Below are 6,122 nucleotides of genomic sequence, written 5' to 3' on the forward strand. Positions count from 1 at the left end.
CCGGACCTGCGCGAGGGTGAGGACGCCAGGGAGAAAGCCAAGGCCGAGCGCTTGGAGCCCGCGGTCGAGGCGGCGATGAGCCGTCGGGAGCCGCCACGCACGGCGCCCGACTACTCCTTCCACGCGGCCGCCCAGGCCTAAGGGTCCAGGGGTCCGGCTGGCATCCCGGGCACCCCTCCCGCCGATGCTCTACCCTTGCGCGCTGAAAGCTGCGCCACACGGCGTCTGACGGCGACACAGGGGGGAGCCATGTTCGCTGCGCTCGGGCGGGTCGTCATCAACAACCCTTGGAAGGTCATTGCGGCGTGGGTCGTCGCCGCCGTCATCGTCCTCGCCTTCTCGCCGCAGATCGCTTCCGTCACCTCGAACAACAACGCCAACTTCCTGCCGCCCGGGTACCAGTCCATCGACGCCCAGAACGTCGCCAACAAGTACTTCCCCCAGCAGTCGGGCGCCACCGGCTCCTTGGTCATCAGCACGGCCAAGAACAACGCGCTCTCCCAGCAGAACAAGTCGACGATCCAAGGGCTCGTCACGTCGCTCACCAACGACCACATCCCCTCGGTCAGCGCGATCCAGACCTCGCCCCAGACCTTCCCGAGCGGCGGTTTGGCCCCGAACGGCAAGGTGCTGCTGATCAACGTCCTGTTCAAGGGACAACCGGGGGACACGGGCGTCAATCAGGCGGTCAAGATCGTCAGGGACGACTCGACGGCGTTCCTCAAGAACACGGGACTGGTCTCGGGACTCACCGGCAACGCGGCCATCAGCGTCGACACGACCAACGCCTACTCCTCGGCTGAGCAGATCATCGCCATCGCAACGCTGGTGCTCATCCTGGCTCTGCTGGGGTTCGTGTTCCGCAGCCCGATCATCGCCATCATGCCCATCGTCGTCATCGGTGTCGTCCACCAGATGGCCCAGTCCCTGACGGCCGATCTGGCCAAGGCCTTCAACTTCCAGGTGGGCTCGGAGCTGGCGCCGCTGCTCGTCGTGGTCATGTTCGGGATCGGTACCGACTACATCGTCTTCATGCTGTTCCGCTACCGGGAGCGCCTGGTCAAGAACAAGGGCGAACCGACCGAGAAGGGCCTGAACGAGGCCCTCACCGTCATCGGCGTGGTGATCGCCTCCGCCGCGGGCACGGTGGCGGCCGCCTTCGCCGCCCTCCTGCTGTCCAGCCTGGGCAGCCTCCGCACGCTGGCGCCCGGCCTGATCATCGGCGTGCTGCTCATGGCCATCGCCGCCCTGACGCTGGTGCCCGCCATCTTCAAGCTCCTGGGGATCCACCTGTTCTGGCCCTCGAAGCCCAAGGTGCCCCAGGGCCCCAGCCGGTCTGTGAGGATCGCCGATGCCGTCGCCCGCCGACCCGGGCGCGTCGCCGCCGCCTTCGCGGGCATCCTGATCGTGATCTCCGTCGGCGCCACGGGGTTCAAGCCCACCTACAACACGCTGGCGGAGCTGCCGTCGAGCACGCTCTCGCAGCAGGCCTTCAACACCATGGGCAGCGCCTTCCCGCCGGGGGTCCTGGGTCCCACGCAGATCTACGTGACCTCAGCGTCGGGGCCCATCGACCAGGCCGGGCTGACCAGCATGGTCACCAAGCTCCAGTCGACACAGGGCGTCGCTCAGAACGGCGTGTTCCCGCCCCAGCTGACCGCGAACAACAGCGTGGCCCTGGTGCAGGTGCTGCTCAACCAGAACCCCTACTCGACGCCGGCGATGAACGACGTCCAGGGACCGATCCGCAGCGCGGCGCACGGGTCCGTACCCGGCTCGCAGGTCCTCGTGGGCGGCACGACCTCGAGTCTGGTCGACGTGCGCACCGCGCTCGGTCACAGCATGACGATCGTCTTCCCGGTCGCCATCTTCATCATCTTCTGCATCCTGGCCCTCATCCTGCGGGCCGTCGTGGCCCCGCTCTGGCTCCTCGCCGGGGTCGGCCTCACCTTCCTCGCCACCATTGGGGCGATCACGCTGGTGTTCATCAACGGCACGGGCTATCCCGGTATCGACTTCAGCATCCCAATCGTCGTGTACCTGTTCGTGGTGGCGATAGGCACCGACTACAACATCCTGATGTCGACGCGCCTGCGCGAGGAGTTCAACAACGGTCGGGAACCGCACGACGCCGTACATGAGTCCGTGCTGCACAACGCCCCGACGATCAGCACCGCCGGGCTCATCCTCGCCGGCACGTTCGCGTCGCTGCTGCTGACCGGCATCCAGAGCCTCCAGGAGATCGGGTTCGGCGTCGCAATCGGCGTCATCATCGCCGCCAACGTCCTGTCCACGAGGCTGGTCCCGGCGATCGCCGCCCTGCGGGGGTGGAGATTCTGGTGGCCGCACCAGCGCCAGCAACAGACGGCACCGAGCGTCAAGGACCTGGTCCAGCTGACGCCGGTGGACGTGTCGAAGGCGAAGAAGGCGCCGGAGCAAGCAGAGACCGGAGGGACGTCGAGCCCCGGCTCCAGCTGACAGACTGGACTCATGTCCAAGCTCGAAGCTGGTGCCAAGGCGCCACCGTTCACGCTGCCCGATCAGGACGACAAGAAGGTGTCCCTGTCCGACTTCGCGGGACAGCGGGTGATCGTGTACTTCTATCCCAAGGACGACACGCCGGGTTGCACCTCCGAGGCCTGCCAGTTCAACGACAACCTGGCCGCCTTCGAGCGGGCCGAGGTGCCCGTCATCGGCATCTCGCCGGACAAGGCCGCCAGCCACCAGAAGTTCCGGGCCAAATACGGCCTGGCCTTCAACCTCCTCTCCGACCCGGACCACAAGGTGATGGAGCGCTACGGCGCCTGGGGCGAGAAGACGATGTACGGGCGCACGACGACCGGCGTCATCCGTTCGACGTTCCTCATCGACGACAAGGGCAAGGTCGCCCGGTCCTGGTACAACGTCAAGGCCGACGGCCACGCAGCCAAGGTCCTGGCCGAGGTCGGGGGCTAGCGCTCAGCGCTGGTGCCGCGGGCACCACCAGGTGGTGCGGCCGCCGACCTGGTCCCGAACGAGGGGCTCGCCATCCCGGGGGCAGCGCCCGCCGGGGCCGCGAGCAGCCAACAGGTCGCCCAGATGCGAGCCGCCCCGCTCCAGCAGGTCGGTGACGACACCGTGGAGGTGGCGGTGCAGGCGCCGGATCTCGGCCGGCGTGAGCGAGTTCGCCGGCCGCCGGGGATCCAGCCCGGCCCGCCACAGGACCTCGTCGGCGATGAGATTGCCCACGCCGGCCAGACGGGCCTGGTCCATCAGGCGGGCCTTCAGCGGCGCCCGGCTGGTACCCAGCGCGGCTCGTAGCGCGGCCAATCCCACGGTTGCGGCATCGGGTCCTAGTGCGTCCTCGTCGGGATCGAGGAACACGCCGCCGAGACGACGCGGATCCACCATCGCCAGCCGGCCCCCATCTGCGAAGCCGATCGAGAACCTGATCCACTCGGCCTTGTACCGGTCACTCGAGCTCGAGGAGATCAGGCGGTCCACTCCGAGCCGGTCGTCCACCAGCAGCCTCCCCGTCATCCCGAAGCGTAGTCCCAGCGTGGGTCCGGTGACCGATGCCTCTCCCACGTCGGCCCCGTCGGTGTCGAGCAGCAACAGTTTCCCGATGCGGCGCGCGGCGACGAAGCTCCGCCGCACCAGGGCGGTCGAGATCGATCGGCTCTCGAGGCCGCCCTTCAGGTACCAGGAGTCCGGCGCCGCGACCATGGCGACCGGGCGGTGCAGGGCGGATTCGGCCAGGCGGCGATAGGCCTCCACCTCGGCCAGCTCGGGCATGCGGGGACCATAACCCCATGGGTCAGCCGATAAGGTCTCGCTCATGCCCCCCGAGAAGCCGCACTGGGCGCATCTGTTCTCCGAAGTCGTGACGACAGGACTCTGCACCGGCTGTGCCGGGTGCATCATCGCCTGCCCCTACGACGTGCTCCAGTACGACGAAGCCAACGGCGCCTACAGGCCGTTCCACGTCGAGGAGGAGGGCGGCTTCGACGACTGCACCTACGGCGAGCGGGGCTGCACCCTCTGCACCCGGGCCTGCCCCCGGTTCCGGCTGTGGGAGCCGGAGATCGACACCCATCTGTTCGGGCGGGAGCGGGAGGTGGCCGAGGTCGAGGGCGTGTCGAAGGACGTCGTGCTGGCCCGGGCGGTCGACCCCGAGCTCCAGGAGGTGGGCCAGGACGGCGGGCTCGTGTCGGCGATCCTCATCTGGGCCCTCGAGCACGGCTTCATCGATGCTGCGCTCGTGTCCTACCTCGAGGGAGACGGCACCAGCTGGAAGGCCATCCCCGGCGTTGCCCGCACCCGGGAGCAGGTGCTCGCCGGGGCCGGCTCCCGGTACACCTACTCCGCCAACACCATGGCCTACGGCGATGCCATCGCCGGCGGGGCCGAGAAGATCGGCCTGGTCGGCATGAGCTGCCAGTCGTCGGTTCCTCCCGTGCTGTCGACCCGCAAGGCGGGCAAGGTGGCCCGCCGCTTCGCCCTCAACATCGGCCTGCTGTGCTCCAAGACCTTCGACGACGCCATCTTCCCTGAGCTGTTCGAGGCCAAGTACGGGCTGCGCAAGGAAGACATGGTGAAGATGAACATCAAGGGCGTCTTCCAGGTCTGGATGCGCGACGGCAGCTACCACGAGGTCCCGCTCAAGGAGTGCCACGCCTGGACCCGCGAGGGGTGCAAGGCGTGTCCGGACTTCGCCGCCGAGCACGCCGACATCTCCACCGGGGGGATCGGCGCGTTCAACGACTGGACGCTGACACTCGTGCGAACCGATCGCGGCCGCGAGGTCATGGACGGACTGCTCGCCGATCGGTTGATCGAGGTTCGGCCCGGTGACGACGACCCCGGCGCGATCGCCCTCTTGCGCAAGCTGTCCCGCGCCAGTCGCCGCCGTTGGCCGGAGACGGCGGTGTCGGGTCCCGGCCTCATGCCGCCTCCACCCCCACGGGCAGCGGCTGCCTCCACGCCCGGCTAGCGGCGCTCGCGCCCCCGTCAGCCCGTCAGCTCGCGGGCCCGGACGAACACGGCGTCGAGCATGGCCTCGGTGAGCGTCCCGGTGAAGGTGTTCTGCTGGCTCGGATGATACGAGCAGATGAGGATCCGGCCGTCGGGCAGCGCCGCCTCTCTCCCGTGGGCGAAGCGGGGCCGGGGCCGCAGACCGAGCCGCCCGGCGACGGCCTGGTAGGCGAACTGCCCGAGCACCACGATCACCCGCACGTCGGTGAGTAGAGCCAGCTCGCGATCGAAGTAGGGCAGGCAGGTCTCGCGCTCGGCCGGGGTCGGCTTGTTGGCCGGTGGAGCGCAACGAACCGCAGCCGACACGTAGGCACCCTGGACCTCGAGGCCGTCGTCCGAAGAGACGCTCGTCGGCTGATTGGCGTAGCCGGCGCGCCACAGGGCGGCGAAGAGCCAGTCGCCCGAGCGGTCGCCCGTGAAGATCCGACCGGTGCGATTGCCGCCATGGGCCGCAGGGGCCAGACCGACGATCATCAGCGTCGCGGCCGGATCGCCCCACCCCGGCACGGGGCGGCCCCAGTACGTCTCGTCGAGGTAGGCCGCCCGCTTCTCCCTGGCTACCCGTTCCCGCCACTCGACCAGCCGAGGACACCTCCGACACTGGACGACCTCGGCGGCGAGTCGCTCGAGGGCGACGGATCGTTGCACGCCGACGACCGTACTTCCCAGCGGAATGGTTTCACCCGGGTCGGGTAGGTTGGGGAAGGTCATGGCCACCCGCCGCGCCAAGCAACCTCCCCCGACTGTTGTGCTCTTCGTGCGCCACGCCCGGACTCCCACCACCGGCTCGGTGCTGCCCGGGAGGGCACCGGGGCTCCATCTGGCCGACGGGGGGCGGGCCGACGCCGACAAGATGGCCGAGCGGCTGGCCAGCACGACCAAGATCGAGGCGATCTACGCGTCGCCGCTCGAACGAGCGCGGGAGACGGCAGCGCCGATCGCCAGACGGTTGGGCCTCAAGGTGGCGATCGAGCGGGGGTTGCTCGAGTGTGACTTCGGCGACTGGACCGGGGGCGAGCTGAAGGCGCTGCGCAAGCTGCCGGAATGGCGGGACGTGCAGAGCTGGCCCAGCGGCTTCCGGTTCCCGGGCGGCGAGTCGTTCTCGGAGA

At 68.9% G+C, this 6,122-nt stretch carries 6 protein-coding genes; 4 read left to right on the top strand and 2 right to left on the bottom strand.

Annotated elements, in window-relative coordinates:
• Positions 1–249 precede the first annotated feature (249 nt).
• Both VGF64_03680 and bcp read left to right on the top strand, forming a co-directional pair.
• Positions 250–2,478, top strand: a complete 2,229-nt coding sequence (locus VGF64_03680; GenBank protein ID HEY1633833.1) for an MMPL family transporter — start codon at positions 250–252, stop codon at positions 2,476–2,478.
• A 12-nt stretch (positions 2,479–2,490) separates the two neighbouring features.
• Positions 2,491–2,955: a thioredoxin-dependent thiol peroxidase gene (bcp, locus tag VGF64_03685; protein ID HEY1633834.1), complete on the top strand. Its 465-nt coding sequence runs from the start codon at positions 2,491–2,493 to the stop codon at positions 2,953–2,955.
• A gap of 3 nt (positions 2,956–2,958) precedes the next feature.
• On the opposite strand, the gene VGF64_03690 is transcribed toward bcp, so the two are convergent.
• Positions 2,959–3,774 carry a DNA-formamidopyrimidine glycosylase family protein gene (locus tag VGF64_03690; GenBank protein HEY1633835.1) on the bottom strand — a complete coding sequence of 272 codons (816 nt, stop codon included), beginning with the start codon at positions 3,772–3,774 and terminating at the stop codon, positions 2,959–2,961.
• Positions 3,775–3,817: 43 nt separating this feature from the next.
• Here VGF64_03690 and VGF64_03695 point away from each other — a divergent pair, with 43 nt between their 5' ends.
• Positions 3,818–4,972 (top strand): Coenzyme F420 hydrogenase/dehydrogenase, beta subunit C-terminal domain, encoded by a 1,155-nt coding sequence (locus VGF64_03695; GenBank protein HEY1633836.1) that lies wholly within the window; start codon positions 3,818–3,820, stop codon positions 4,970–4,972.
• A gap of 17 nt (positions 4,973–4,989) precedes the next feature.
• Here the strand turns inward: VGF64_03695 and VGF64_03700 are convergent, their stop codons facing one another.
• Entirely contained in the window at positions 4,990–5,661 is a 672-nt protein-coding gene (locus tag VGF64_03700) for a uracil-DNA glycosylase (GenBank protein HEY1633837.1), read from the bottom strand.
• Positions 5,662–5,722: 61 nt separating this feature from the next.
• Between VGF64_03700 and VGF64_03705 the strand changes: the two genes are divergently transcribed.
• Positions 5,723–6,122, top strand: a 400-nt coding sequence (locus VGF64_03705; protein HEY1633838.1) for a histidine phosphatase family protein, incomplete at its 3' end; no start/stop codon positions are given.

It is taken from the genome of Acidimicrobiales bacterium (assembly GCA_036491125.1).
GTDB lineage: Bacteria > Actinomycetota > Acidimicrobiia > Acidimicrobiales > AC-9 > AC-9.

What these genes read in the sequence shown, in the direction of transcription:
- VGF64_03680 (HEY1633833.1), top strand. Translation starts at nt 250, where the DNA reads ATGTTCGCTGCGCTCGGGCGGGTCGTCATCAACAACCCTTGGAAGGTC.
- VGF64_03690 (HEY1633835.1), bottom strand. Translation starts at nt 3,774, where the DNA reads ATGCCCGAGCTGGCCGAGGTGGAGGCCTATCGCCGCCTGGCCGAATCC.
- bcp (HEY1633834.1), top strand. Translation starts at nt 2,491, where the DNA reads ATGTCCAAGCTCGAAGCTGGTGCCAAGGCGCCACCGTTCACGCTGCCC.
- VGF64_03695 (HEY1633836.1), top strand. Translation starts at nt 3,818, where the DNA reads ATGCCCCCCGAGAAGCCGCACTGGGCGCATCTGTTCTCCGAAGTCGTG.